Annotated in this window: 23 protein-coding genes, 1 pseudogene and 1 riboswitch; of the genes and pseudogenes, 14 read left to right on the forward strand and 10 right to left on the reverse strand. The window is 38.9% G+C overall.

What is annotated here, in order from left to right; translation table 11 throughout:
- Positions 1 to 2: 2 nt before the first annotated feature.
- Positions 3 to 347: a hypothetical protein gene (locus tag AAFX60_007775; protein ID XDF76681.1), complete on the reverse strand. Its 345-nt coding sequence runs from the start codon at positions 345 to 347 to the stop codon at positions 3 to 5.
- A 219-nt stretch (positions 348 to 566) separates the two neighbouring features.
- On the opposite strand from AAFX60_007775, the gene AAFX60_007780 reads away from it, so the two are divergent.
- From AAFX60_007780 to nqrM, 3 genes are read left to right on the forward strand one after another with little or no spacing between them, the layout of a single operon-like run.
- Entirely contained in the window at positions 567 to 851 is a 285-nt protein-coding gene (locus tag AAFX60_007780) for a DUF134 domain-containing protein (protein ID XDF76682.1), read from the forward strand.
- The gene (locus tag AAFX60_007785) at positions 851 to 1291 is read left to right on the forward strand and encodes a NifB/NifX family molybdenum-iron cluster-binding protein (protein ID XDF76683.1); all 441 of its coding nucleotides are present in this window, start codon (positions 851 to 853) and stop codon (positions 1289 to 1291) included. Before AAFX60_007780 ends, AAFX60_007785 begins: the two co-directional genes overlap by 1 nt.
- A complete protein-coding gene (nqrM, locus tag AAFX60_007790; protein ID XDF76684.1) occupies positions 1288 to 1485 on the forward strand; it encodes a (Na+)-NQR maturation NqrM in 198 nt (65 codons plus the stop codon). Before AAFX60_007785 ends, nqrM begins: the two co-directional genes overlap by 4 nt.
- A 47-nt stretch (positions 1486 to 1532) precedes the next feature.
- On the opposite strand, the gene AAFX60_007795 is transcribed toward nqrM, so the two are convergent.
- The 3 genes from AAFX60_007795 to AAFX60_007805 form a co-directional block, all read right to left on the reverse strand.
- Positions 1533 to 1877, reverse strand: a complete 345-nt coding sequence (locus AAFX60_007795) for a DUF4156 domain-containing protein (protein ID XDF76685.1) — start codon at positions 1875 to 1877, stop codon at positions 1533 to 1535.
- Between the two features lie 108 nt (positions 1878 to 1985).
- Complete coding sequence (locus tag AAFX60_007800; GenBank protein ID XDF76686.1) at positions 1986 to 2438, reverse strand: YccF domain-containing protein; 453 nt, start codon at positions 2436 to 2438, stop codon at positions 1986 to 1988.
- Between the two features lie 51 nt (positions 2439 to 2489).
- Positions 2490 to 2651 carry a hypothetical protein gene (locus tag AAFX60_007805; GenBank protein ID XDF76687.1) on the reverse strand — a complete coding sequence of 54 codons (162 nt, stop codon included), beginning with the start codon at positions 2649 to 2651 and terminating at the stop codon, positions 2490 to 2492.
- A gap of 164 nt (positions 2652 to 2815) precedes the next feature.
- Here AAFX60_007805 and AAFX60_007810 point away from each other — a divergent pair, with 164 nt between their 5' ends.
- Complete coding sequence (locus AAFX60_007810) at positions 2816 to 3421, forward strand: outer membrane beta-barrel protein (protein XDF76688.1); 606 nt, start codon at positions 2816 to 2818, stop codon at positions 3419 to 3421.
- 77 nt (positions 3422 to 3498) lie between these two features.
- Here the strand turns inward: AAFX60_007810 and AAFX60_007815 are convergent, their stop codons facing one another.
- From AAFX60_007815 to AAFX60_007825, 3 genes are all read right to left on the reverse strand, one after another.
- Complete coding sequence (locus AAFX60_007815; GenBank protein ID XDF76689.1) at positions 3499 to 3951, reverse strand: hypothetical protein; 453 nt, start codon at positions 3949 to 3951, stop codon at positions 3499 to 3501.
- Between the two features lie 96 nt (positions 3952 to 4047).
- A complete protein-coding gene (locus tag AAFX60_007820) occupies positions 4048 to 5313 on the reverse strand; it encodes a DEAD/DEAH box helicase (GenBank protein XDF76690.1) in 1266 nt (421 codons plus the stop codon).
- 139 nt (positions 5314 to 5452) lie between these two features.
- Positions 5453 to 5872 carry a hypothetical protein gene (locus AAFX60_007825; GenBank protein ID XDF76691.1) on the reverse strand — a complete coding sequence of 140 codons (420 nt, stop codon included), beginning with the start codon at positions 5870 to 5872 and terminating at the stop codon, positions 5453 to 5455.
- A gap of 435 nt (positions 5873 to 6307) precedes the next feature.
- On the opposite strand from AAFX60_007825, the gene AAFX60_007830 reads away from it, so the two are divergent.
- The 7 genes from AAFX60_007830 to AAFX60_007860 all read left to right on the forward strand — a co-directional run bounded on the left by AAFX60_007830 (position 6308) and on the right by AAFX60_007860 (position 14644).
- The gene (locus AAFX60_007830; protein ID XDF76692.1) at positions 6308 to 8218 is read left to right on the forward strand and encodes a methyl-accepting chemotaxis protein; all 1911 of its coding nucleotides are present in this window, start codon (positions 6308 to 6310) and stop codon (positions 8216 to 8218) included.
- 314 nt (positions 8219 to 8532) lie between these two features.
- Positions 8533 to 8952, forward strand: a complete 420-nt coding sequence (gene rbsD, locus AAFX60_007835) for a D-ribose pyranase (GenBank protein ID XDF76693.1) — start codon at positions 8533 to 8535, stop codon at positions 8950 to 8952.
- Positions 8953 to 8964: 12 nt separating this feature from the next.
- On the forward strand, positions 8965 to 10479 hold the full coding sequence (gene rbsA / locus AAFX60_007840; GenBank protein ID XDF76694.1) for a ribose ABC transporter ATP-binding protein RbsA: 1515 nt from the start codon (positions 8965 to 8967) through the stop codon (positions 10477 to 10479).
- Positions 10476 to 11462 (forward strand): ribose ABC transporter permease, encoded by a 987-nt coding sequence (gene rbsC / locus AAFX60_007845; GenBank protein ID XDF76695.1) that lies wholly within the window; start codon positions 10476 to 10478, stop codon positions 11460 to 11462. The genes rbsA and rbsC overlap by 4 nt, the downstream gene beginning before the upstream one ends.
- A 131-nt stretch (positions 11463 to 11593) precedes the next feature.
- Positions 11594 to 12472: a ribose ABC transporter substrate-binding protein RbsB gene (rbsB, locus tag AAFX60_007850; GenBank protein ID XDF76696.1), complete on the forward strand. Its 879-nt coding sequence runs from the start codon at positions 11594 to 11596 to the stop codon at positions 12470 to 12472.
- A 181-nt stretch (positions 12473 to 12653) separates the two neighbouring features.
- Positions 12654 to 13571: a ribokinase gene (gene rbsK / locus AAFX60_007855; protein XDF76697.1), complete on the forward strand. Its 918-nt coding sequence runs from the start codon at positions 12654 to 12656 to the stop codon at positions 13569 to 13571.
- Between the two features lie 65 nt (positions 13572 to 13636).
- The gene (locus AAFX60_007860; GenBank protein ID XDF76698.1) at positions 13637 to 14644 is read left to right on the forward strand and encodes a substrate-binding domain-containing protein; all 1008 of its coding nucleotides are present in this window, start codon (positions 13637 to 13639) and stop codon (positions 14642 to 14644) included.
- An 88-nt stretch (positions 14645 to 14732) separates the two neighbouring features.
- On the opposite strand, the gene AAFX60_007865 is transcribed toward AAFX60_007860, so the two are convergent.
- Positions 14733 to 15590: a DNA ligase gene (locus tag AAFX60_007865; protein ID XDF76699.1), complete on the reverse strand. Its 858-nt coding sequence runs from the start codon at positions 15588 to 15590 to the stop codon at positions 14733 to 14735.
- A gap of 326 nt (positions 15591 to 15916) precedes the next feature.
- Here AAFX60_007865 and AAFX60_007870 point away from each other — a divergent pair, with 326 nt between their 5' ends.
- Positions 15917 to 18571 (forward strand): ExeM/NucH family extracellular endonuclease, encoded by a 2655-nt coding sequence (locus AAFX60_007870; protein XDF76700.1) that lies wholly within the window; start codon positions 15917 to 15919, stop codon positions 18569 to 18571.
- A gap of 55 nt (positions 18572 to 18626) precedes the next feature.
- On the opposite strand, the gene AAFX60_007875 is transcribed toward AAFX60_007870, so the two are convergent.
- Together AAFX60_007875 and AAFX60_007880 are read right to left on the reverse strand one after the other, a co-directional pair.
- Positions 18627 to 20096: an MATE family efflux transporter gene (locus AAFX60_007875; GenBank protein XDF76701.1), complete on the reverse strand. Its 1470-nt coding sequence runs from the start codon at positions 20094 to 20096 to the stop codon at positions 18627 to 18629.
- Between the two features lie 147 nt (positions 20097 to 20243).
- Positions 20244 to 20990, reverse strand: a complete 747-nt coding sequence (locus AAFX60_007880; GenBank protein ID XDF76702.1) for a hypothetical protein — start codon at positions 20988 to 20990, stop codon at positions 20244 to 20246.
- A gap of 534 nt (positions 20991 to 21524) precedes the next feature.
- Positions 21525 to 21630, forward strand: a riboswitch (glycine riboswitch).
- Positions 21631 to 21727: 97 nt separating this feature from the next.
- On the opposite strand from AAFX60_007880, the gene AAFX60_007885 reads away from it, so the two are divergent.
- Complete coding sequence (locus AAFX60_007885) at positions 21728 to 23110, forward strand: sodium:alanine symporter family protein (protein XDF76703.1); 1383 nt, start codon at positions 21728 to 21730, stop codon at positions 23108 to 23110.
- Positions 23111 to 23474: 364 nt separating this feature from the next.
- Positions 23475 to 25159: pseudogene (locus AAFX60_007890) on the forward strand (mechanosensitive ion channel domain-containing protein).
- Positions 25160 to 25209: the final 50 nt, after the last annotated feature.

A 25209-nucleotide genomic window follows, 5' to 3' on the forward strand; every position in this document is an offset into this window, starting at 1 on the left:
TATTAATGATTAAATGCGTTCATTTCTGCTGCACTTTTTGCTGTTAAATCACCTGTTGGATTTAATAAATGCGGCAAAATTTTTGGTAGATTTAATACGATGTCTTGATTTTCTACTGGGTAAATAACCTCGTTATACCAGCCTAATAAACCCATTGTTGCGTAACCAATTGCATCATTATCTTCACGGTTTTCAATAATGATTTGTAAAAAACGTAAAATCGCTCTGTCATTTGAACCAGCTTGATTACGAGTGTCATCAAAGATAGTTGTCGCTTCTGAAACTAAGCCTTCAAATTCAGTTTCAATCGATACTTTAAACGAACCACCATCAACAGATATTTTCATATTTTATAGCCAATTATTTATTTTAATTGTGGCGATATTAACGAATAAATTGCCTCTTGTCGCTACCCTCAGATAAGTGATTTACACAAAAATAAAAAAATGCGTTTCTATGATTGTTTTTTAATCTTCGCTGTCAAGTTCATGGCATATGCCAAAAATAATTATTGGCATATGCCAGTAACAAGCCTATACTTTCATCAAATTTAATGGAGAGCATTGATGGCTAGACCTAAAAAATGTCGTCGAATTTGTAGTAGAGCACCATACAGTTGCTTTAAACCTAATGGCGTACCAACAACAGAATTACCTCAAGTTCAATTACTTGCTGAAGAATTAGAAGCATTACGATTGGCTGATTTTGAAGGCTTAAGTCAACAAGACGCAGCCGCTCAAATGATGGTGTCACGTCAAACCTTCGGCAACATAGTGAAACAAGCAAGATTTAAAGTAAGCAGTTGTTTAGTTAAAGGTCAGGCTTTAATGCTCCAAGTGGAGACTGAATAATGAAATTTGCTATTCCATACCAAAATGGTCGTATCGCAGGACACTTTTCTAAAGCAGAATCGTTTCTATTTACGGATCAAGAGCATTCAGAAATAACACCAAACCCTGCACTGAATAGTACGGGCTGCGGTGGAAAAAAATCACTACTCTCATTATTAAAAAGCCAACAAATTGATGCTCTTGTCGTTCGTAACATTGGACAAAAGATGCTTGGTAACTTACTTCAATCGAACATTCGAGTATTTCACGCTAAAGGTAATGCATCATTAAATAACGCTGCATTTACAAATTTGCCTGAATTTACAGATGCGACTCAAGGTCGACCTTGTAAAAATACAAAACAAGGTTGTTGTAGCAAAAAACAAAATGTTATGACGCCGAAGTTAACAGCACCCTCACGACTAAAAGAAACATTCACTGTATTAGGATGTAAAGCATGAATACCGTTTTAATTACTTTTGGCGCTTTTGTATTGGTCATTTTACTAATGGCATTAGGTGTGATTTTTGGACGTAAAGAGATCCAAGGAAGTTGCGGAGGATTAAATAATGTTGGTGTTGATAAAGTATGTAATTGCGAAACAACTTGTGATGAACACAAGCTTTATCAAATTTCAGAACCAACGGACAAATAAAAAGTGAAACCAGTTATCTAGTTTCACTTTCTTTACGTGGTAACGCTTTATTTCGTTTCTTTTGTATTACATAAATAAGCGTTACCAAACATGGTCACAGAGCTTGAAAAATCTAAAGACTGGTATAGATACAATGTATCCGCCCCTAACGCCGCAGCTTTGATACGCATTTGGTTTAATGTTCCCCAAACCATATCCTTATCAGCATGTAGCCAGTAATCATAAAAATGCCCTTCTGAACCAAAAACGATTCCCAGACGTTGGCAATTCTCAACTACTTTTACTTCATCCCAAATAACCTCGACCTTTTCAGACTCTTTAGTCGGAAAAGTAACACAGCCCGTTAACAGCGTTGTTAAAGCAAACATTGAGCTAATAACACGTTTTTTCATTAAATAATCACTACAGAATAAATGTTGCGCGATTTTAGTAAAAAAAGTCTCAATAGCAAGTAATAAGTAACTAGACGATTAATTAAAAAACTTCCCTACCTTATTCTGTTATCGCCACTTGCTTGCTTCTGCTTCTCCATTTGCACGACGAGCCGCCGCTGCTACTTCTTTATCTACAATCGTTTGACCAATAGGCGCAATTGAAATTGCAGCCAATTTTAAGTGTTGAATAGCAAACGGAATACCAATAATAGTAACAAAACACGCAACAGCAGACATAACATGGCCAAGTGCCAACCAGAAGCCAGCAAAGATAAACCATAAAACATTACCGATAAAACCAAGGCTACCTGTACCAATATCTTCAGAACGTGTTAATTCATCACGGTAAATAGCTTCTTTACCAAATGGGAAGAAAGAGAATCCAGCCATAACAAAACACGCTCGTCCCCAAGGAATACCAATAATACTAATAAAGGCTAAGATCCCAAAAAAGCACCATGCTAGCCCCATAAAAACGCCACCAAAAAGGAACCAAATTAAATTACCAATTGCGCTCATTTTATTTCCTTAACTACAATTCTTACTATAAATAACAAACTCGCAGAGTGATTAATCACTTGCACCACATTTGGCACATTCATCATATGTTCTATCGCCTTCGCTAATAACGATATATTCTGTGACGCACTTTTCACATAACGCCAGAATAGGATAAGCTTCTTTTTGTTTTTTGGAAGACGTATTTCCTTCCGTTGTATAAAATTTTCTCATTTTGTCTCTATAATCTTTCTTATTCCAAATAGCATTATATCGCTATTTACTCAGAAACCTGTCGTTAAATAATAGTTCAATCACTTGTATCAAATTACATACAAAAGTAACATGCCTTGGACAAAGTTATACACCAAAGCAATAACTCACTTGGTACAATTATAATGAAAAAACTACTATTAATTTCGCTGCTGTCTGTTCCAGCATTTGCTTCAAGTAATATAGCCAATAATTTTTCATATATTGGTATTGGTTTTCAATCTGCTAAATACTCTTCCGAAGCTCTATCACCGTATTTTAACGATAAATACAGTAATGATGAGAAAAAAACATTAGGAGGCCTATATATTGATGTTAACGCAAACCTTGTAGATAAAGTCTTTTTTGATGGATACGCCGATTTCGCAACCAGAATCAGTTCAGATGTTGATACTTGGAAGGCCGGTCTTGGTTACGCTTTTTACTCAACACCAACATTATCAGTTCCGGCCTCTTGTGGTTGGGTAAACTATCATGCTGAACGTGACTCAAGATCATACTCAGAAGGTGCAGGCTACTGTAAAGTCGGAGTAAAAACACAAATAGCAAATCACTGGCTACTGGATGCAACCTATCAACATGAATTTTTAGATGAATCTAAAGATACTTTGGGAATTAAAAACGTATTTCAATTTGGGCGTGTTTTTGGATTAGTTGCAGGCTTTAAATATGCAGAACGAATCGAGAGTGAAATCACATATCAATTAGGTATGCAGTTCTCTTTCCACTAATTCAATCAGTTATATTGATATTAATGGAAGACATGGAGGTTTACATAGTATTCCTCCATTATCAAATAGCATGATTATCACTCTAAAATGATTTTTGCATTTTTCTCTTGGTCTTCACTTACCAAACTTTGCACTGATGGATTTCTAGGGTAACTATTACCATCAAAGCGCATTAATACACTTCCCTTTCCTTTTGACCATACGATTATATCGTTCCATCCACTCGTTTTTGTTTCAGCAATACGTATCGGTGAGCCCGTTACTGTACTTTTAGATATGAATGTAAAATCCGAACCCGTATTTTGAAAGATTAATACGGTACATCCACCAGAACCACACCAATTCATTCCTTTCAACATTACAATTGCATCATCAAATCCATCTGAATTTAAATCAGCATAACCAACATCAAAATTTGGTTTATTTTCTTGAGATATTGATGACACTGCTTGATTAATATCTGGAATCTCACGGGCTTCTTCATTACAACCAAATAAGAATAATGAAAATAGAATCCACCAGTATTTCATCTTATTCCCCTCTTATAACAACAGAATGATTAAAACAAAAATACTCGACAAATTAACTGCCGAGTGCTTTTTATTTATTCAAATAACTAACTTAATTTACCAGTTATCTTTGTATTTCTTTTTATTCTTTTTACCAGTACCTGCTGGCTTAGCAACTGGTTTAATCGCAGCTAAAAGTGCTTCCGTGACCTCTTCATTCACTTCAAACCCTTCAACTTGTTCACGATCAAGACGAATTTTATTCTTCTTCTCAATGATTTTAAAGTGATGGTAATCTTCATAATCAATCAAAGATAATGCTAGACCAACTTCACCAGCTCGGCCACTTCGACCAATACGGTGCATATAATCTGCTGGACTTCTTGGTAAATCAAAATTAATCACAACAGGCAGCTTTTCAATATCCAAACCACGAGCAGCAATATCTGTTGCGATCAAAACATCAATCTCACCCGCTTTAAATGCTTCAAGAACACGAGTACGAGCACCTTGACCTTTATCACCATGGAACACTTCCGCTGCAATACCACGTTTAGCCAGTTTATCAGCTAGATGATTACACGCATTTTTAGCGTTTACAAAGATAAGCGCTTGTCGCCATTGGTTCTTTTGAATCAAATGAGCAAGAACCGATGTCTTCTCACCTTTATTCACGGTAAAGACACGTTGTACGACGGTACTTGCATCTGCGCTTTGTAATTGAATTTCTACAGGATTATTCAATAGCGCTTGAGTTAATGTTTGAACTTCTTCAGGAAACGTTGCTGAAAACAGTAATGTTTGTTTTTGCTTTGGGGCTAATGCTAATAATTCATTAAGCTCTTCAGTAAAGCCTAAGCTCAGCATTCTATCTGCTTCATCAAGCACTAGCGTTTTCACTTTATCTAGCTTAACTGCATTGCTTGAAATCAAATCAAGTAAGCGTCCTGGAGTAGCGACCAAAATATCTGCGCCGCCACGTAATGCAAGCATTTGAGTATTTACGGATACACCACCAAAAACAGAAACGGTTTTGATTGCACCATTAAAATGCACAGCGTAAGACTTAATGCTATCCGCTACTTGTTTCGCTAACTCACGAGTAGGTACTAATACTAAACCAGTAACAAAGTTCCCTTTGCTCGCTTGTGCTTTACCCGATTGAAGTTCAGCAATCTGTTGCAATAAAGGCAAAGCAAACGTTGCAGTTTTACCAGAACCTGTATTTGCTCCTGCAATCAAATCACGTCTAGCAAGCACGCTTGGGATAGCTTGTGCTTGAATTGGTGTTGGCTGTTGATATTCCAACTCAGTTAAACGAGCTAAAAGAGGCGAAATAAGGCCAAGTTCTGTAAAATTGGCAGGTGCTGTCGTAGTGGTCATGTATATAAAGAACTCAAAGCTAAAAAATAGCCGATCATTTTAGCCTATTTCGATGCGATTAAGTGAATTAATTACGTAATAAATTCTGTAGCTATTCAAAGCAATTGATCTTTCACGACTGCGATATGAATCATTTCTTCTATTGTTTTTCAATAAACCATGTACCTCGGCACGGTGCGTTTGTTACTTTCCATTCACCTTCAATACGATTATTTCTAGCTAAACCAGTGAAACGATAGCCCCACTTTTGACTATCAGCATACAAGGCTAACTCCCCATGATCAGATATCCATCCTTTTAGGGTCGTATTGTTATACACCAGTCTTAACGACACTTTCCCTTCTTGAATGGTACCGACAACACTTGTTTGGCGACAAATACTATCACCACTAATATCAATACGTTTACCACTCCAATCACCATCAAAATCGTTTGATATATTAAATGAAGGATTATCAGGTAATGGCGTATTTAATGGAACTCTCTCCGTATTGTTCATATTACTCGTAATAAAAACAAATAAACCAACCGCAATAATACCTAATAATCCTTTTTTCATCTTATATCCTTACATAAACGATATATCCACTAACAAATACTAAGTTTATATAGGTCTTTTTTCTTCATCATTACTGTTTCTATTTCAAACAATAAATATGCTAAGTCACTCTAATAACTTGTCATTGAATATAAAAAATTGAGAGTCACTCAATATATCAATTAAATTCACCACAATTATTTATTGACCCCATAAACACATCAATTCTTTATAAAAGTTCTGTAATTAGTTACAAAAAAACTTCAAATAAAAACATTAACATATCCATCACTAGGAAAATTACATTTCCTTACAATCGTCACAAAATATTCAATGCTTTTTTATATATTTCTGCCGATATAGTGAGCGAATAGTTTTTTTCGATAAAACGACATGAAATAACAATAATTCAACTCAATAAAAAAAATCATTAAATTACATTAAGGATGAAGCAAATTGATCAAAAAATTAGGATTTAAAAACGCTCTATTAGCAACCACTGGTTTGCTTATGGTGAGCGCTCTAGCTGCACTTTCAGGGATCAGTTATAACTTATTCGACAACAGTTCTGCACAAAGTGTACGCAATCAATTGGAAGAAATGGCAAATTATGAGGCGGATAACATCTCTGACTGGCTTCAGATAAAAGCCAAGATGATCGATGCACAAAGTAAAGAATACGATCGTCAAACACTGTTGGATCATGTTGCTTTTGCACATTACACAAAAAATCTAACTGGATTTAGTGAAATTTTCGTTGGCACAAAATCAGGGACAAGCTACTCAACCATGGGTGACACTGGCGTTTGGCAAAATGGCGTTGTCACTGCTGACAAGTTTGACACTCGTACCCGTACTTGGTACCAAACTGGCATGCAAAAAAATACGGTACGATACATACCACCAGAACCTGATGCCACAACGGGAGAGCTAGTTATCACTATTGCAAAACAATTTTCTGATGGTGTGATCGGCGGTGATATTTCTATGAATTACCTTGTGGAACGCTTAAGCCGAATTGCACAGCGTGAAGGACTGCTAGCCGTTTTATACGATCCAAATGCTGATGCATTAGTGTCAACCACACCAAACGTTAAATACGGCGATAGGATTGCTGAAACAAATCCACTAAAAGATCGTATGTTAATCAACTATATCGATTATGAAGAGTACACAGGACTAGATGGTGTAGAACGCATTGGTATCACTCGTGAAATTGAGCTTTTCGACGACACTAAATGGTATATATTTATTGGGTTAGATCGAGATGTAGCTTACAGCAATGTTGATAAAACGGCTGAGTCAATGATATTCACTGTCATCATCGCTATCATCATTAGTTGCGTTATTTTTCTACTTGCAATTAACTTCTTGTACAAACCAATTTTACAGCTTAAAGAGGTGATCAGCGATCTTGCTTCAGGTAATGGCGATCTAACTCGACGTTTGCCTGTAGAAAACAAAGACGACTTGGGAGAAATTGCTGAAGGTGTAAACACATTTATTGAAAATCTACAGGGCATGATGCTTGACGTAGAACAAGCAACTCAGAATATCTCCACCAGCATTGATAAATTGAAACATCAAACGGATCACAGTAAAAATACATTAATTGCACACTCAGCAGAAACAGAGCAAGTGGTAACTGCGATTGAAGAGATGAACGCTACCGCCGCCGATATGGCAAAACTGACGGCGGATGCTGCTTCTCATGCAAGCAAAACCAATGAACAAGTTGAGCAATCCAGTATTGCGATGGTTTCGACAAGCAATACAGTATCGCAAATGGGACAAGATACGAATTCAACAGCTATTAATCTTGGTCAGATCAACGGTAACATGCAGGAAATTACCAATATTTTGAAAGTCATTGGGGATATAGCTGACCAAACTAATTTACTAGCACTTAATGCTGCTATTGAGGCTGCGCGAGCCGGCGAGCAAGGCCGAGGGTTTGCTGTCGTTGCCGATGAGGTAAGAACTCTAGCGTCACGTACACAAATGAGCACAGAAGAGATTGAGCAAACAGTAAGTCGACTAAATCAAGGTATGACAACCGCCATTAGCGCGATGTCGAATACACAAACATCATGCGATCGAACAACCGAGCAAACTACACTTGTTGCTAATAATCTTGACGAAATTGGTAATATGGTAAGACTAATCAATGACTTGAACACTCAAGTAGCAACAGCAACTCAAGAACAAAGTGCTGTCACTATTGAAGTTGCTAAAAATATGTCCTCAATCAGAGAAATCGTTGAGCAACTTGCTCAAAACAGCAATGAAAGTGAGGCTGAGGCTTACTCCTTATCATCTGCAAACCAACAACTAACCGCCCTATTAAGTCAGTTCAAACTCAAATAATACTTCTCAACCAGGTAGCTTTATCTATAAAAGCTATCTGGTTTATTTCTCCTTGACTCCCAAGTCACCGTCATACCTATTATCCATTAATATTAATCACATTCACTTAAGCTCATTCCATGAAACTTTGCGCTAGATCTCTTATTCAGTCTTTCATCAATTAGATTCCTGCGTTTGATCACACTTAGTTACATTCCTAGATGCAATGAGTCAATTCTTGCTCTAAATTCACTATCGAAACGTTTACGCAAACGTTTCGATGAGCATAAAACAGACAATAAACGCTCATTGCATTTTTAACTTAAGGTGTCCTCATGAAAAAAAATACGCTGCTAAATTCTGAATTGTCATACGTTATCGCAACACTTGGTCATACTGATGAGATCACCATTTGTGATGCTGGCCTTCCTATTCCTGACGCTTCACAACGTATTGACCTTGCTCTAATTCAAGGCATACCAACCTTTATTGACACCGTAAAAGCAACACTTGCTGAAATGCAAATTGAAGGCGTAATTGTTGCCGAAGAATTTAAAACCGTTAGCCCACAAATGCACGATGAGCTAATGACACTCATTGCAGCCGAAGAAGCGCAATGTGGTAAATCAATCACTGTTTCTTACATTCCTCATGAAGAATTCAAAATCCATACTCGTGAGAGTAAAGCGATCGTTCGAACTGGTGAATGTACCCCTTATGCCAATGTAATTTTTCAATCTGGCGTTGTTTTTTAAGTAGGATACGTTATGACTGAAGCTATCTTAGAATTAAACGGCATTGAGAAAGCCTTCCCCGGAGTGAAAGCTCTGGATGGTGCTTGTCTTAATGTCTATCCCGGTAAAGTCATGGCCCTTATGGGTGAAAATGGCGCGGGTAAATCAACCTTAATGAAGTCACTAACGGGCATCTACGCAATGGATGCTGGTGAAATCCGTTACGAAGGCAAAGCAGTTAACTTTAATGGTCCTAAACACTCTCAAGAATCTGGTATTAGTATTATTCACCAAGAGTTGAACCTAATTCCTGAATTGACCATTGCAGAAAACATCTTCTTAGGCCGTGAAAAAACCAATGCGTTTGGTGGGATCAAATGGTCCGAAATGTACAAAGATGCCGATGCCCTACTTAAACGTTTGAATGTAAAACACCACTCTCGTCAACTATTAGGTGAACTGAGTTTAGGTGAACAACAAATGGTTGAAATTGCTAAGGCACTGTCGTTCAAATCCAAAGTTATCATCATGGATGAACCGACAGATGCGTTAACGGATACCGAAACCGAATCGCTATTTAAAGTAATTAATGAACTACGTGATGAAGGTTGTGGCATTGTTTATATCTCGCACCGTCTAAAAGAAATCTTCGAGATCTGCGATGACATCACAGTACTGCGTGATGGTAAATTCATCGGTGAACGTGTCGTTGCGGATATCGATGAAGACACACTAATTGAAATGATGGTAGGCCGTCGTCTTGATGAGCAATACCCGCGTATTGATGTTCAACATGGTGAAAAATCCCTAGAGCTGTTCGATGTATCAGGTCCTGGTGTTCATAATGTTAGCTTTTCATTAGACCGCGGGGAAATCCTTGGGATCTCAGGTTTAATGGGCGCAGGCCGTACTGAATTAATGAAAATCATCTACGGTGCACTGCCAATGACTTGTGGTGCTATCAAGCTAAACAACAAAATGATTAACCCTATTTCACCACGTGATGGATTAGCCAATGGCATCGCCTACATCTCTGAAGACCGTAAAGGTGATGGACTGGTTCTTGGGTTGTCCGTTAAAGAAAACATGTCGATTTGTTCTTTAGATCAACTATCGAAAGGCATTCAATTAGATCATTATGCGGAAGTCACCGCCGTTGAAGACTTTATTCGTCTATTCAACATTAAGACCCCTACTCGTGATCAAATCATTGGTAATTTATCTGGTGGTAATCAACAGAAAGTAGCCATCGCTAAAGGATTAATGACTCGTCCAAAAGTCTTAATTTTAGATGAACCAACACGTGGCGTTGATGTTGGTGCGAAAAAAGAAATCTACCAATTAATTAACCAATTTAAAGCGGAAGGCATGAGCATCATTTTAGTCTCATCTGAAATGCCTGAAGTTCTAGGAATGAGTGACCGCATCTTAGTTATGCATGAAGGCCGTATTAGTGGCGAATTCATGGCAAAAGATGCCGACCAAGAAAAATTATTGGCTTGTGCAGTAGGTAAAACTGTTGAGCAAAATGTAGAGGTAACAGCATGAGCACCAAATCAATGACTTCAACTGAAACACAACAAAAGAAAGGCGGCATTTTTTCTAAAGAGTGGCTGATTGAACAAAAATCATTAATCGCGCTACTGCTTTTGATTGTCGTGGTCTCTTTTTTGAACGACAACTTTTTTACTGTCGACAATATCTTAAACATCCTGCGTCAAACCTCAGTTAACGCGATTATTGCGGTAGGTATGACGTTAGTTATCTTAACGGCAGGTATCGACTTAAGCGTTGGTTCTGTATTAGCCCTTTGTGGTGCTTTTGCGGCAACCATGATTGGCCTTGAAATTCCGGTAATGATTGCGGTTCCTACAGCACTACTTGCTGGTGCAGCTCTGGGCGCAATCAGCGGTATTATTATCGCAAAAGGTAAAGTTCAAGCCTTCATTGCAACGCTAGTAACCATGACGCTACTGCGTGGTGTAACAATGGTTTACACAGAAGGTCGCCCTATCTCTACTGGTTTTACCGATGTTGCTGACAGCTTTGCATGGTTCGGTACAGGTTACGCACTTGGCATCCCAGTTCCAATTTGGTTAATGGTTATCGTGTTTGCATCGGTATGGTACTTACTAAACCACACACGTTTTGGTCGCTACGTTTATGCTCTAGGTGGTAACGAATCAGCAACTCGCTTATCTGGTATCAATGTGGATCGCGTTAAGATCGGTGTTTACGCTATCTGTGGTCTACTTGCTGCACTGGCTGGTTTAATCGTAACCTCTCGTCTTTCTTCAGCTCAACCAACAGCAGGTATGGGCTACGAGCTAGACGCTATCGCAGCGGTTGTACTTGGTGGTACAAGCCTTGCGGGTGGTAAAGGTCGCATCATGGGTACATTAATTGGTGCGCTTATCATCGGCTTCTTAAACAACGCTCTGAACTTATTAGATGTTTCTTCTTACTACCAAATGATTGCCAAAGCAGTGGTTATCCTACTGGCAGTATTAGTGGACAATAAAAACAAGTAACACCTTATTATTTATACAATAACTTATTACGAATACCCCTATAAATTCGTTTGCTGTTAACACAAAAATAGGCACAACCAAGCGTACCATGTTTGACTTGTGCCGCCCTACACCCTTATAAGGAATATAGAATGAAAAAGTTAGCAACCCTAATCTCTGCAGCCCTACTTTCTACCTCTTTCGCATCAACAGCGGCAGCTCAAGATACGATGGCAATGGTCGTTTCAACATTGAATAACCCATTTTTTGTGACCATGAAAGAAGGCGCTGAAGCAAAAGCAAAAGACCTAGGCTACAAACTGATTGTTCTTGATTCTCAAAACGATCCAAGTAAAGAACTTTCAAACATTGAAGATCTTACGGTTCGTGGCGTAAAAGCAATTCTTATCAACCCAACCGATTCTGATGCCGTTTCAAATGCGATTCGTATGGCTAACCGCTCTGGTATTCCTGTATTAACTCTTGACCGTGGTGCGAGCCGTGGTGAAGTAGTTAGTCACATTGCATCTGATAACGTTGCTGGTGGTGAGATGGCAGGTAAATTCATCATGGAAAAAGTAGGTGAAAAAGCACGCGTTATCCAACTTGAAGGCATCGCTGGTACCTCTGCTGCACGTGAACGTGGTAAAGGTTTCATGAAAACAGTGGATAATGGTGATCTGACTCTACTTGGTAGCCAACCTGCTGATTTTGACCGTACTAAAGGTCTTAACGTAATGGAAAACATGATTGCAGCAAACCCTGATGTTCAAGCGGTATTTGCTCAAAATGATGAAATGGCGTTAGGTGCTCTACGTGCAGTTCAAGCATCAGGTAAAGACGTATTAATCGTCGGTTTTGATGGCACAGAAGATGGTATTGCAGCGGTTAATCGTGGTCTACTTGGCGCAACTATCGCACAACAACCAGACCTAATTGGTGCACTTGGTGTAGAAACAGCGGCTAAAGTTCTTAAAGGTGAAAAGGTTGAGAAATTCATTCCTGTTGACCTAAAAGTTATTATAAAGTAATCAACTGATAAAGTAATAAAAGCGGAGCATTGATACGCTCACAACAACCAGTATCAGTGCTCCCTCTTTTCAAACATTAGAACCCTATAAAACCTATCGTTAAATGTACGAATTAATCACGCCCATTTACCCATAAGTTTTAAGACCACATTCCGGTCACAGATAAGAAACAAGGCACATTATGAATAAATTAGTTGTTTTAGGTAGCGTAAACGCAGACCACGTTCTTCAAGTTGCATCATTCCCTCGCCCAGGCGAGACGTTACACGGTCACAGCTATTCCGTTATTCCTGGTGGCAAAGGTGCTAACCAAGCGGTTGCGGCGGCACGTTTAGGTGCTGATATCGCATTTATCGCAAGCGTGGGTGATGACAGTTTTGGTCACCAGATGATTGAAGCTTTTCAGTTTGATGGCATTAATACCGAAGCGGTAATGATTGAAGAAAACACACCAACCGGCATTGCGATGATCCAAGTAGCTGCAACCGGCGAAAACAGCATCTGTATTTCAGCAGAAGCAAATGCGCGTTTAACGGCAGATCGTATTGCTCCTCATCACGGATTAATCGAAGCCGCTGATACCCTATTAATGCAACTTGAAACGCCTATTGAAACCATAGAAAAAGCAGCAAAAATAGCCAAAGCAGCAGGTACTAAGGTGGTATTAAACCCTGCCCCTGCACATCAATTAAGTGATGACTTATTACAACTTGTTGATATCATTACACCAAACGAAACAGAAGCCGAACTATTAACTGGCATTCAAGTCACGGATATGGCGAGCGCTCAACAGGCAGCTGATGCTCTTCATGCAAAAGGCATCGAAACCGTAATGATCACCCTTGGCAGCAAAGGAGTTTGGATAAGCCAAAATGGTTCAGGTCGCCAAGTGGAAGGTTTCAAAGTACAAGCGACAGATACAACAGGCGCAGGAGATACGTTCAACGGTGCATTCTTAACAGGATTACAATCCGGCCGTAAATTGGATGAAGCTATCAAGTTTGCCCACGCTGCTGCCGCAATATCTGTAACTCGAATGGGTGCTCAAACGTCAATACCTTCAATCACTGAAGTCGAGCGTTTTCTCTTAGAGCATTGATAATTAAATATCGTTGCCTGCATTTGTATTTAATGTAGGCAACGATATAAACAAGGATTGAATTTATGGCAACAATCAAAGATGTAGCCAAACATGCAAGTGTCTCAACCTCAACAGTGAGTCATGTTTTAAATAAAACTCGATTTGTTAGCGAAGACATTTCAGAACGTGTCATGGCCGCAGTAGCAGAACTAAACTATGCGCCTTCTGCCCTCGCCCGCAGCTTAAAAGTCAATCATACAAAAACCTTTGGCATGTTAGTGACAACCTCAACGAACCCATTTTTTGGTGAAGTGGTAAAAGGGGTAGAACGTCGCTGCTATGAAAAAGGCTATAACCTCATCTTATGTAATACCGAAGGTGACGCAGAGCGTGTTCATTCAAGCTTAGATACCTTGCTACAAAAGCGTGTCGATGGCTTGTTACTAATGTGTACCGAAATCGAAAATCAAGTGCTTGAGCTCTTTTCTCGTTATCAACCGGTTCCTACCGTTGTAATGGATTGGGGATTGATTGATTTTCCAAGCGACAAAATTCAAGACAACTCGCACCACGGTGGCTATCTAGCAACAAAACACCTTATTGAACAAGGTCACACTGAAATTGGTTGTTTAACAGGCCCTCTCAATAAGTTGCAAGCGCAACAGCGTTTAAGTGGTTTTGTGCAAGCAATGGAAGAATCCGGATTAGAAATCAATAAAGACTGGATTGCTTCAGGCAATTTTGAATGTGAAGGCGGTGAAGCGGCTTTCAACGAAATTCATGCTAAAGGCAAACTACCAACGGCATTATTTGTTTGTAATGACATGATGGCAATGGGAATGATCAATTGCGCAAGCAAAAAAGGCATTTCAGTTCCTAATGACATTTCAATTGTTGGTTACGATGACATTAAAATGGCTAAATACATCACGCCATCACTTACTACCATTCATCAACCAAAACACCGATTAGGTCAGCAAGCGGTCGATTCACTACTACAAAAAATAGCAACAAAATCAGAAACGAATCGAGTTTTTCAGCTAGAGCCTACACTCATGGTTCGAGACAGCGTAAAGACGTTATCAAATTGAACCACCACTAAATAAAAAATAAAGCAGAACAATAGAGCCTCTCATCATATTCCTTTCTAATAGAAGATAATAAGAGGCTCTTTCTATTCTAATAATTCTTTCTTACCGCAACGTATCGCGCAAACCTTGGGATTCCGTTATCCGTATAACCGTTATAGCGATAAGTCACCGTAGAACCCAATTTAGGTGGGTTTTCTCTTACTTCTACACTCAAACCACTGCCAACTTTAAATTCTATTCCATTTGGCATACGTAAAATCATTGCGCCCACCATACCTCGAAACTTACCTTTCCCATCGGTATAGCCGATCACAATGGCTTCATTGTCTTGGTGTTTTTTCACTTTAATTAAATCGTCACTGCGTCCGGGTCTATAAACTTCACTGACCTTTCTTAACATGACTCCCTCACCATTACGCGCAGAAATATCATCTAATGCTTCTAATAGAGAGTCTTCATTACTGATAGGATAATGTTCAACCAATTTTAAGTGCGGGTGATCGAGCTTTTTAACTATGGTTGATAGCTCATAATATCGTTTGGGAAACATACCGGCAGAGCTAGGTAGATCGAATGCCATGAAGCGAATTTTTTTCCATAATTCATCATCAGGTTGACTATCTAACACTGTTTTTGCTACTTGTTGAAATCCACCTCTTCCAGCCCATAACTCTCCATCAATCTTATGATCGGGTAATGGGTCAGTAAACCAACCTGGTGCATATATCGTGTGACCTGTTCGTGTTATTAACTTTTCTCCTGTCCATAATGCTCGAATACCATCTAACTTCTCACTTGCCCAATACCCTTCAATATCCATTCCTTTTTCATATTGAGTAGCAAGAACGACATCTATTGATGCAGTATTTGGTTCATCATGTGAATATGTGGGGAGTGGGGTCAACCCAAGCGCAACCAAAGCTGCAAGTAATTTTATTTTCATCATCCTGACCTATTATCATTATTCCTTTAATTCATGATTACATAAGCCCACAAACAACTAACGAAAAAATTAAACAAACATCACTCTATTTCGATCCATCTCCAGAAACAATGAAATGCGAGAACTATCACTTTCACTGTTTAAATATCCACTATTACCATAATTGTTATTTCATTGAGCTCTGCCAGATTTGTGACTTATCAAAAAGATCAATATCTCACTCTTAATGCAAAAGTAATGTTTGTGACACATCAATATGAGATGTTTATTTATAGATAATTCTAATATCTATAAATAATTCATATAACTCAACTATGGAAAGTAGTGAAATGAAAACAACACAAATAAAAAACTCTCTTGCTATGGCGATTGGCTTGGCGCTATCTGGCAACGCTTCTGCTGACATCATCATCTCTCAATACGTGGAAGGCGGAAGTTACAACAAATCATTGGAGATCAGTAACACCTCTGATAGCCCAGTTTCCCTTTCAGGTTATGTACTTAAATCTAAATATAACGGTCTCAATGACTGGAAAAACGATTTAGATTTATCGGCTATCACTCTTAATGCAAAAAGTGTTTATGTCATCTCTAATGGCCGTGCATCAGACCCAATCAAAGCCGTTACCGACAGCATTGAAAGCATTGTAAATCACAACGGTGATGAGACTTACATGCTATTTAAAGATGGTGTAGAGCATGATCGCATAGGCATTGATGGCGATGTTGATTGGGGTAAAGATAAGAGTTTTGTTCGTGCTGATTTAACCCCAAGCACAACGTTTGATGCCAACATGTGGATTGAAAAACCAAAAGACAACATTGACGGATTAGGGGCATATCAAGAAGGCGTCACACCACCTCCGGCATTTGCATGTCAAACAGAATCAGGCGCAACCCCCGTATTTACAGAAATAAACCAAATTCAAGGAACCGGAGACAAATCCCCTCTTATCTCTAGCGGCTTTATTTCAGATGATGAGTATTTTGTTCAAGGTGTTGTTACCGCTCGTGGCGAAAGCTTACTAAAAGGATTTTACTTACAGGGTCTCAACGATGATTTTGATCCTAACAGCTCGGAAGGCATATTTGTTAGCACAGGAAGTGCACCAGCGTTAGAGATTCAACCCGGCGCATTAGTATGTGTAAAAGCCAAAGTTCAAGAATATTACGGTCAAACGCAATTAAAACCTGATACCAATAACTTCTTAGTTCAAGGCCATCAAGCTCCTGTATCCGTTACCGAACTAACCATTAATGAAAACGAAACACTTGCGCAAGCCCTTGAGCGTCATGAAGGTATGCAAGTCAAACTCACTTCACATTCAGATTTGCGTATCACACGTAATTTCAGCTTTGACTACGCAAGTAAACGCAACAACATGGTACTTTCTCATGGTGAACCACTATTCAAACCTACACAGCTCTTTGCTGCTGAAAGCCCTGAAGCCATTCAACTTGCTGAAGAGAATGCCAAACGCCAAATCACTATAGAGTCTGATAATAAAGCACCTAATGGAGAAGTACCTTACTTCCCTGATTTTGCAACCGATTCCAATCAAGATGGCAGCGCTGATTCATACTTACGCCTTGGTGCTCGAATCGAAGGTTTAGAAGGTGTTATCGCCTACTCTTACGGTCAATATCGCCTTGTTACCACCAATACCATTTCACAAGAGAATATCATCACTCAAGCTTTCGATGAAGATGGTGAAACCCTATTCAATGTAGAGCGTACTGACGAACCAAGTATTGACGATGCTGATCTCACCATTACTAGTTTTAACGTATTAAACTACTTCACATCCGTTGCTGCTGGTGGCGATGCGAACCCAACAGGTCAAAACCGTGGTGCAACAAGTGCTGATGACTTTGCGATTCAACAAGCAAAAATCCTCTCGGCATTAGTGGCTATTGATGCTGACATTATTGGTTTAATGGAAGTTGAAAATAACGGCTTTGGCGAGAACAGTGCCATTAACGATCTAACCACGGCATTAAATGCTCAATTTGAAGACGAAGAAGATCACTACAAATACGTAGAGATCAAAAACAAAGACAAATACCAAGGAGAATACCTAGGCTCTGATGCCATTATGGTTGCCCTTCTTTACCGCCCTAGTGAAGTAAAACTAAAAGGTAAAGCTCGTGTTATCAAAACACCAGAGCAACACATTGCAGAAAATACCATTACTCGTGACAATAACGGGACCATTGAATTTAACCCAGCCTATGACAAATACCAACGTCATAGCCTAGTTCAAAAATTCATGGTTAAAGACGCTAAAGAACCATTAACCGTTGTTGTAAACCACCTAAAATCAAAAGGCTCTGAGTGTATTGAGCAATGGCAAAACTTTGAAGAAGACAAAGACCCATCAGATCTACAAGGTAACTGTAACCGCTTTAGAGTATCAGCAGCAAAAGCCATTGGTGATGAGCTAGAAAGCGTAAAAGGCGATGTGTTAATTCTTGGCGATATGAATGCTTATGGCATGGAAGATCCACTATTAACCCTTACGGATTACAGCCAAGAGAAATATAACCGTGACATCTTTACCGCTTCTTACACCACATTAGGCACAGATAAAGATGGTAAACCCCTGCCTTATGAAACAACAGGCAGCCAGATCACTCAAGGTTATGGTTACATTAACTTAAATACCTTACTGCATGGAACGGATACTTTCTCTTACACTTACTCAGGTGAATTAGGAAATCTTGACCACGCTTTAGCGAATAAGTCACTGGCAAAACGTGTTGCTGAAATTGAAGATTGGCACATTAACGCCACTGAAAGTAACTTATTTGAATACAGCCCGAAATACACGGGAGACATGGTGAAATACAATGACATGTATTCAGCATCTGATCATGACCCAATTGTGATCACACTTGATTATGAGAAAGGCGCATCCTTTAACTTCTTTGCATTAGCTTCTTTATTAGGTTTTGGTTTCTTACGCAGAAAACTACGTAAGTAATCGTTATAAAGAGCGTTAAATAAAAATGGCGGAGTACCTACACTCCGCCATTCTTTTATTTTGAAGCCACTGAAACGTCTAACTCTTCGTCGGTTTCTGCTCCACTTTGCATAATGACTGCATCGTTATTACAAAACGGCGTCATGGTGACACTAATGTCTGCTAATGCATCTTCTGTGCATACGGTTTCACAATGCTCTCTCACCATACTGATCACGTGCATTCTTAACACGATTAAGCTGATAATACCGAACACCACATTACCTACAGCTTGACCATATAATACACCCAAACCGCCATACCACTGCGCACCGAAGTACACAAAAGGCAAAGTACCAATGGTTGCTTTACTTAGGTTAAGTGCCGTTGAATATAAAGGTTTACCCAAATTATTAAATGACGTATTTGCCACAAACATTGCGCCATTAAAGATAAAGGTGATAGCCACAAAACTACAGAATGTCATCATAATCAGCGACGCATCACCAACTAAGTTAAAGGCTTTAACAATGTAATCTTGCAGTAAAAACAGGATCAATGACACCGCAATACAATAAATCGCAGTAAAGAACAGCGAATTACGCAACGTGTCTTTTACTCTATCAACGCGTTTTGCCCCAAAGTTCTGTCCAATGATTGGACCGACCGCTCCAGACAACGCAAAAATCACCGCAAACGTAACGGGAATTAATCGTCCAATTACCGCAAAACCTGCAACAAAATCTTCACCAAATGGTGCAAGGGTTGATGTCACAATCGCATTACCAATTGGTGTTGCCGTATTCGTAATAATAGCCGGAGCCGCAATCGTAATAATGGCAGGTGTATGATCTTTTATGATCGACCATTCAGGCCATTTCACTAAATTGTGCGTTTTCACTAATGGGTATAAAGAGAAAACCAATACGGTAATTCGAGAGATTACCGATGCAATCGCCGCCCCTTCAACATTAAGTCCAAAACCAAAAATGAAAATTGGATCTAAAATAGCATTCACAATACCACCGTATAATGTGGCTAACATTGAACGTTTAGCATCGCCTACAGCACGAAGACCTGCACCCGCAGCCATAGCAATGGCAATAATTGGGGTACTTGGTAATAAAATTGAAAGATACGCTTGAGCACGCTCAGCAACAAACCCTTTTGCTCCTATCATTGACAGCAATTCAGGAATAAAGCAGAACATGACAATCGTTACAACGGTATTCACAATAAAGGCGATCGCCAGTGTACTACTCGCTAATTGTTGTGCTTTTTCATTCTCTTTTGCCCCTAGCGCTTTAGATACCAAAGCCCCCATAGCAATAGAAGAACCGATAGAAACTGAGGTTGAAAAGAATATTATCGTTCCAGCAAAACCAATGGCAGCGGCTAACTCAACTTGTCCTAATAAACTGATAAAAAACATATCTAATAAGTCAACGACAAACAGTGCCATTAAACCAATAGAAGATGCTCCCGACATTACTAAAATATGTCTCATGGTCGAACCATGAACAAATTTAGCCGTTTGATTACTCACATATCTCTCCTACCATTATCTTTCTATTCATTTTAGATAAAAATAGCGTAATGGTGTTGAATACTAAAAATTAAATCGTTATTTCCTAAAAATAAAAAAAACCACAAACTAATTGTGGTTTTCTTCAAACAGTGGAAGTAATAACGATTACATACCTATGCTTTCACTAATGCTATCAATTTCTTTGATATCCATCTGTAGCAATTGTAATTCATCATTATATTGAGCGATGAGTTTTTTCGCTGCTTCTTGACGTTGGCAAACATCTGACTTCACATCCCAGCTTTTACCTTCAAGGTACACTTCACACTCTTTCGCTAAGCGTTTTTCATTTGATGTTGTTACTTCAAGTTTAACCTCAAGTGCACTTGCTTCTTCTTTCAACTGAAGTTGACGTTGGAATAACTGCTTTGCACGCGTCAGCATCGTCACTTGTAAATCAACTTGATTAGTTAATTTATCAATTTGCTTATTTTGCTCTTCAACTTGCATTTCTAGTGAGGCTTTTTGAGATTTCAATGCCCCCACTTCTTTTGTTAATGTCGCATGTTTTTTCGATTCTTCAACAATCGCTTGTGCTTTCTCTTCATCAAGCGTTTGCTTTTGAGCTTCTAATGCTTGCTGTTTTTCTTTTTCAACCAGCACATCAACCTCAGCACTCTTCTCTTTTGCTTGAGTTAACTGTGATTGATATTGCTTAGTTTGAGTTTCTAATTGAGTGTAGGCTTCTGTCCATTTATTTTCTGAAATACTAGAGCCAATTAAACCACCGGCAACCGCACCGATAATCAAGGTTACCCCTGCTACCCAATGGCTCGCTTTTGATTTCTCTTCAATAATAATGACATCTTCATCGTGCTCATCAGATGTTCTTGTTTGATTTTCTACACTCACGTGATAACCCCAAGCAAATAGATTTTATTGAGTATAGTGTTATTACCTATACTCTTTGTTAAAAATAAGACAACTTATCGAATTAGCTCTGAAATCATGACATATGCCACATAAATGACAAGTCCTGCGACAGAGGTATAAATAACCGATTTTTGAACCTTCTCATTTGATCTGAACTTGAACAGTACAGCAGCAAATACGAATAATAAAATGATGACCGCAATTCTTAGCATAGTACACCTCACTTTTCTTATACTTTAGCACATTTTTGCTTTCTAAATACTTGAGTTTTAGTCGTTATTTTGAACAAAGAAATCGGTTTCTTATAATATTTTTGAATTTTTGAAATAAAATGCATGACAACAAAATGTGACTTAGCTAACATAGCGTCTTGCTGTTATACAGTACACAATTTGTTGATCCGATGAAGACTGCAGGAGAGTGGCAAAAACCGTCAAGGTTACGCCCGCCGAAGAAGTAAATCTTTCAGGTGCCGAGTTCATTTTTTTAGTGAATAAGGTGAGGACTGTAGTTGGAGGAATCTCTGGAGAGAGCCGTTAAATCGGCCGCCGAAGGAGCAAGCCCTTATCTGAAAAATGATAACGGTGAAACTCTCAGGCAAAAGGACAGAGGAGAAAGTGATCCGATTAATCTCGGCTCTATACTATTTGTCGATCTTTTGACTTTGGTACACCACTCTCTCTTCTCCTTTCTATATGTTTTATTAAGGGGAAACCATGAACACTTTTCACAACACGCTTGTTACTATAGATAACTTCATTTGGGGTCCACCTCTTTTGATTTTATTGGTTGGTACGGGTATCTACTTTACGTTTCGTTTACGTATTTTCCAACTTCGCCACTTACCAACTGCGCTTAAAATGGTTTTTTCACGAGAAGAGAACCAAAGTACAGGTAAAGGTGATGTTTCAAGCTTTGCGGCGTTATGTACAGCCCTATCTGCAACCATTGGTACAGGTAACATCGTAGGTGTAGCAACTGCCATCAAACTGGGTGGTCCTGGTGCTCTTTTCTGGATGTGGCTTGCTGCTGTATTTGGAATGGCAACAAAATATGCCGAATGTTTACTTGCAGTTAAATACCGTAAAACAGACAGCAAAGGCGAAATGGTTGGCGGCCCAATGTACTACCTTGAATACGGCATGGGTAATAAATGGTTAGCAAAACTGTTTGCCCTATTCGCTTTAGGTGTTGCTTGCTTTGGTATTGGTACGTTCCCACAAATTAACGCTATTGTTGACTCAGCACAGTTAACAATGAATGCACCTGCATGGTTAACTGGCGGTATCCTTACGGTGCTTGTTGCAGTTGTAACACTTGGTGGGATTCAGTCTATCGCTAAAGTTGCTGAAAAAGTCGTACCAACAATGGCGGTAGTTTACGTTGTATCGTGTGCTTCTGTTTTAATTATGCAAGCCGAAGCTTTACCAGCTGCATTTCAATTAGTGATTACGTCTGCGTTTACTAGTACTGCTGCAACTGGTGGTTTTGTTGGTGCATCAATCATGCTAGCTATTCAATCAGGTGTGGCTCGTGGTGTATTCTCAAATGAATCAGGTCTTGGTAGCGCACCAATGGCAGCGGCAGCCGCTAAAACTGACTCTTGTGTAAAACAAGGCCTTGTATCGATGACAGGTACCTTCTTTGATACCGTGATCATTTGTACCATGACAGGATTAACTCTAGTGGTTACTGGTGTATGGCAAGGTGATGCGGCAGGCGCACTAATGACAACTCAAGCATTTGCTATTGGCCTAGGCTCTGAGCAAATTGGTCCATACCTTGTATCTATCGGTTTAATGTTCTTCGCTTTCACCACTATTTTAGGCTGGAACTATTACGGTGAACGTTGTGTTACTTACTTATTTGGTCGCAAAGGTGTTTTACCATACAAAATAATCTTTATTAGCCTAGTGGCATCTGGTGCTTACATGCATTTAGACACTATTTGGGTTATTGCTGATATTGTTAACGGTTTAATGGCTATTCCAAACCTAATTGGTCTAATCGCTCTTCGTCATATTATTATTGAAGAAACTCATCTGTTCTTCAGTAAACAGAAAGAGACTGAAAGCGAACAAGTTTTTAATAGAATATAGCGTTCCAATGAATTGTCTCTGTTAATTTTCAGAGACAATTTGAAACATTTATGTAAACCAAATCTCACAAATATATAATTTATTCTGCTATTATTACCTTATACATTAAGTGAGGTGATATATGGACATATTAACTCTTATATTTGGCTCAGTACTTTTAGTTTTAGTCATAGGCTTTTTTATTTCCTTTTGCAAAGGACTTATTAACGAATATAAAGAGCTACATAAATGATAGACCCAATTTAAAAGCAGCTTTCTCGGCTGCTTTTTCATTTTTGTGACTACCAGTTAAAAAGTTATCCTGCCACTCTTGATAAAATTTCACTACAATAGGCCTAGCTTAATTTACAGTTATCGAGGCTCTATGCGACATTTTATTTGGATCTTACTCTTCTTTAGTTCACTTTCCTTTGCTAGCGAAGCACAAGACTTAAGTCATTTAGAGAAAATTAATGCGGAAATTGCACGACTAAAAACAGAGTCAAACTCATTTAGCGGCAGTGAATTGGCTATTATTCGAGTTCAACAAGTCGAAAAAAATAATGAACTGCGATCTGTTTTATCAAAACTAATCCAAAATCACGATAAAACCACTTCTGCCCTTTTAATCTCAGAAGTTAATAATCAAATCGGTTATGCTGAGCGCTCTTTTGCTTATTTAGATAAAGAATTAAAACAAAACAAGCTCAACTTGATAAAGCTGATATTGAAAATAAGCTTGCGCTGCAAAATACATTAAAAGAAACCCGAGATTACTATTATCTATCCCTTAGCGACCAACTTGAAAACTACCAATGGTTAGCCGATCTTGGGGAGTCTAACGAAGCTCAGATTGCAGCGTTCAAATTACTCATTGATCAAAAAATCAAATTTCTTTCAGCATCATTAAGTTTTGATGCTAGCCGTGAACAACGTTTATCAGACCAACTTCAACACTCTTCTGAATCTGAAAAATCATCATTAACTCTAGATCACCTGTTCTTTGAGCGTAAAGTGTATAACTCTACATCAGGGTTAGAAAAACTGATCAGTATTGCCGATCAATTGGATATCAATACCACCGACTATAAGCGTCAGCTCTTCTCGACAACGGGTAACCTAACAGAAGATATTCTTAAGTTCCCTGTTATTGCCGCTATCTTAAGTAATTGGATATCTTCTGGCAGTAACTGGCTACTTAAACACGCACCTGATCAGCTATTAAAATTCCTAGTCTTCGTTCTGATCTTATTTGCGACCCGCTTAATTGCCCGTTTAACAAGCCGTGTGGTACTAAAAGCCGTTGTTCAGCCTCATTTACGCATGAGTAAATTGATGCAAGACTTCTTTGTATCCATGTCGAGCAAGCTCATTTACTTTATTGGTATCCTAATCGCCTTTTCAAAAATCGGATTGGATCTGGCACCAGTACTAACAGGTTTCGGTGTTGCCGGTATTATTATTGGTTTCGCACTACAAGATACCTTATCTAACTTCGCATCGGGCATGATGCTACTTATCTATCGTCCATTCGATGTCGGTGACTTAGTAGAAGCCGGTAGCGTATCAGGTAAAGTAAGTCACATGAGCCTAGTAAACACCACCATCAAAACCTTTGATAATCAAATCATTATTCTACCTAACAGTATGATTTGGGGAGATGTGATCAAAAACGTCACCCATGAAAGAGTACGACGTGTGGACATGGTATTTGGGATAGGATACGAAGACAGCATAGAGCACGCAGAAAAAATCTTAGCTGAAATTGTAGACGCACACCCTGCAGCACTGAAAAAACCAGAGCCAAACATCAGAGTCCACACATTAGGTGCTTCTTCTGTTGATTTTATTGTTCGCCCTTGGGTAAAAACCGATGACTATTGGGATGTGTATTGGGACATTACTCGTGAAGTAAAACTGCGTTTTGATAAGGAAGGCATTTCGATTCCATTCGCACAGCAAGATGTACACGTTCACTTTGCGAAGAAAGATAAAAAACCAAATAAAGGTAATCCCATCACTAAAAAGATTGGTGATGTCATTGACTCAGTAAGATCAAAAGACAGCTAAACAAAAAGTGCCATGCGTATTCAATAATAGGCATGGCACGCTTTCATTCA

It is taken from the genome of Aliivibrio fischeri (genome assembly GCA_038993745.2).
GTDB lineage: Bacteria > Pseudomonadota > Gammaproteobacteria > Enterobacterales > Vibrionaceae > Aliivibrio > Aliivibrio fischeri_B.

Excerpts from the sequence above, each read along its gene's own strand:
- AAFX60_007815 (XDF76689.1), bottom strand. The coding sequence starts at position 3,951 with ATGAAATACTGGTGGATTCTATTTTCATTATTCTTATTTGGTTGTAAT.
- AAFX60_007860 (XDF76698.1), top strand. The coding sequence starts at position 13,637 with ATGGCAACAATCAAAGATGTAGCCAAACATGCAAGTGTCTCAACCTCA.
- AAFX60_007795 (XDF76685.1), bottom strand. The coding sequence starts at position 1,877 with ATGAAAAAACGTGTTATTAGCTCAATGTTTGCTTTAACAACGCTGTTA.
- AAFX60_007865 (XDF76699.1), bottom strand. The coding sequence starts at position 15,590 with ATGATGAAAATAAAATTACTTGCAGCTTTGGTTGCGCTTGGGTTGACC.
- AAFX60_007820 (XDF76690.1), bottom strand. The coding sequence starts at position 5,313 with ATGACCACTACGACAGCACCTGCCAATTTTACAGAACTTGGCCTTATT.
- AAFX60_007780 (XDF76682.1), top strand. The coding sequence starts at position 567 with ATGGCTAGACCTAAAAAATGTCGTCGAATTTGTAGTAGAGCACCATAC.
- nqrM (XDF76684.1), top strand. The coding sequence starts at position 1,288 with ATGAATACCGTTTTAATTACTTTTGGCGCTTTTGTATTGGTCATTTTA.
- rbsB (XDF76696.1), top strand. The coding sequence starts at position 11,594 with ATGAAAAAGTTAGCAACCCTAATCTCTGCAGCCCTACTTTCTACCTCT.
- AAFX60_007800 (XDF76686.1), bottom strand. The coding sequence starts at position 2,438 with ATGAGCGCAATTGGTAATTTAATTTGGTTCCTTTTTGGTGGCGTTTTT.
- AAFX60_007785 (XDF76683.1), top strand. The coding sequence starts at position 851 with ATGAAATTTGCTATTCCATACCAAAATGGTCGTATCGCAGGACACTTT.
- AAFX60_007810 (XDF76688.1), top strand. The coding sequence starts at position 2,816 with ATGAAAAAACTACTATTAATTTCGCTGCTGTCTGTTCCAGCATTTGCT.
- AAFX60_007775 (XDF76681.1), bottom strand. The coding sequence starts at position 347 with ATGAAAATATCTGTTGATGGTGGTTCGTTTAAAGTATCGATTGAAACT.
- AAFX60_007870 (XDF76700.1), top strand. The coding sequence starts at position 15,917 with ATGAAAACAACACAAATAAAAAACTCTCTTGCTATGGCGATTGGCTTG.
- AAFX60_007825 (XDF76691.1), bottom strand. The coding sequence starts at position 5,872 with ATGAAAAAAGGATTATTAGGTATTATTGCGGTTGGTTTATTTGTTTTT.
- rbsD (XDF76693.1), top strand. The coding sequence starts at position 8,533 with ATGAAAAAAAATACGCTGCTAAATTCTGAATTGTCATACGTTATCGCA.
- rbsA (XDF76694.1), top strand. The coding sequence starts at position 8,965 with ATGACTGAAGCTATCTTAGAATTAAACGGCATTGAGAAAGCCTTCCCC.
- rbsC (XDF76695.1), top strand. The coding sequence starts at position 10,476 with ATGAGCACCAAATCAATGACTTCAACTGAAACACAACAAAAGAAAGGC.
- AAFX60_007805 (XDF76687.1), bottom strand. The coding sequence starts at position 2,651 with ATGAGAAAATTTTATACAACGGAAGGAAATACGTCTTCCAAAAAACAA.
- AAFX60_007885 (XDF76703.1), top strand. The coding sequence starts at position 21,728 with ATGAACACTTTTCACAACACGCTTGTTACTATAGATAACTTCATTTGG.
- rbsK (XDF76697.1), top strand. The coding sequence starts at position 12,654 with ATGAATAAATTAGTTGTTTTAGGTAGCGTAAACGCAGACCACGTTCTT.